The 1,155-nt window shown below is 57.8% G+C and carries 1 protein-coding gene; it reads left to right on the forward strand.

Going from position 1 to position 1,155, the window contains the following annotated elements:
• Window positions 1-202: 202 nt before the first annotated feature.
• Window positions 203-1,155 (forward strand): hypothetical protein (locus AC1DT3_RS22030; protein ID WP_477467305.1); only part of this gene is annotated, 953 nt, incomplete at its 3' end.

Raw genomic sequence — 1,155 nt, forward strand, 5'->3', positions numbered from 1 at the left:
GGTGAACGCGGGAGATCATCCACTTCGCGCCTACGCAGATCTGGACGAATTTCGCGCATCCCACGGCGGCCCTTTCTTCGAACTGCAAGAGCAAATGAATTTGCTTCGGCAAAACGAGCTTCGTGTAGGCTCGCGAGCGGCCTTGTTCGTGGGCTTGGCGTGGGGTCTTCCTTTTCTGTTGGGCTTACCGCACAATTTTTTCTTGAAGAGCGGCCAAGGAGCCTACCTTTACGATCTCGGAGTATGGGCCAAGTTTTTTGTTGGGATCGGTGCATTTGTTCTGGCCGAGCAACAGGTCGAGAAAGGCTTGAAAGCGAAACTGTCCCAGCTTGTGCGCGCGCCAATTGTTGCCCCGACGTCAATTCCAGCCGCCGCAGCTATTGTGTCCTCGACGCTTCGCCAGCGCGACTCTCGTGGGGCAGAGCTTGCTTGCCTGGTCTTGGCGGTTCTCGCGTCCATCCTTTCCTACCTCAATCTTCACACGGCCGAAGCATCCTCATGGGCGGTAGAGCACTCGCTCGAAGGCATTAGGATCAAGCTCGCCGGTTGGTGGTCGATCTGCTTCAGCCTTCCCTTGTTCGTCTTTCTCTTTCTGCGGGGCGCCTGGAGGCACTTTGTGTGGGCTCTCATGCTTCGCAAACTCGCGACGCTCAATCTCCGCTTGGTTGCGACCCACCCCGACGGCAAGGGCGGACTGGCGTTCCTAGGTCAGTATCCGAACGCCTATGCCATTTTCGTCTTTGGAATGAGCTGCGCGATCGCTGCGGCAGTCGCAAAGCACACGCTTCACGAAGGCTTATCCGCGACGACCGTCAGTATGGTCATGAGCGGCTGGCTTGCGATCGTCATCAGTTTCTTCGCCTATCCGTTATCCGCCTTCACCCCGCCGCTCCATCGATTGAAGCAGCAAGGCTTGGCGTTGCTGAGTGCTCAGGCAACACAATTTTTTCGATCCGCAGAGCGGAAGGCTATTGGCCGGAATGTCTTTTCAGATCCGACGCCCGAGCCCGACACGGAACTGTCGGATCCGGGCAAGCTCTATGAGGCGACGCGCAAGCTTTCAACGGTCCTCGTAGATAGGACGGCCGTCGTACCTGTCGCCGCAGCAGCGCTTATTCCTTTCGCAGCGGCGGCCGCGACGACGCTGCCATACAA

The organism is Microvirga sp. P4_G7, from assembly GCF_056401005.1.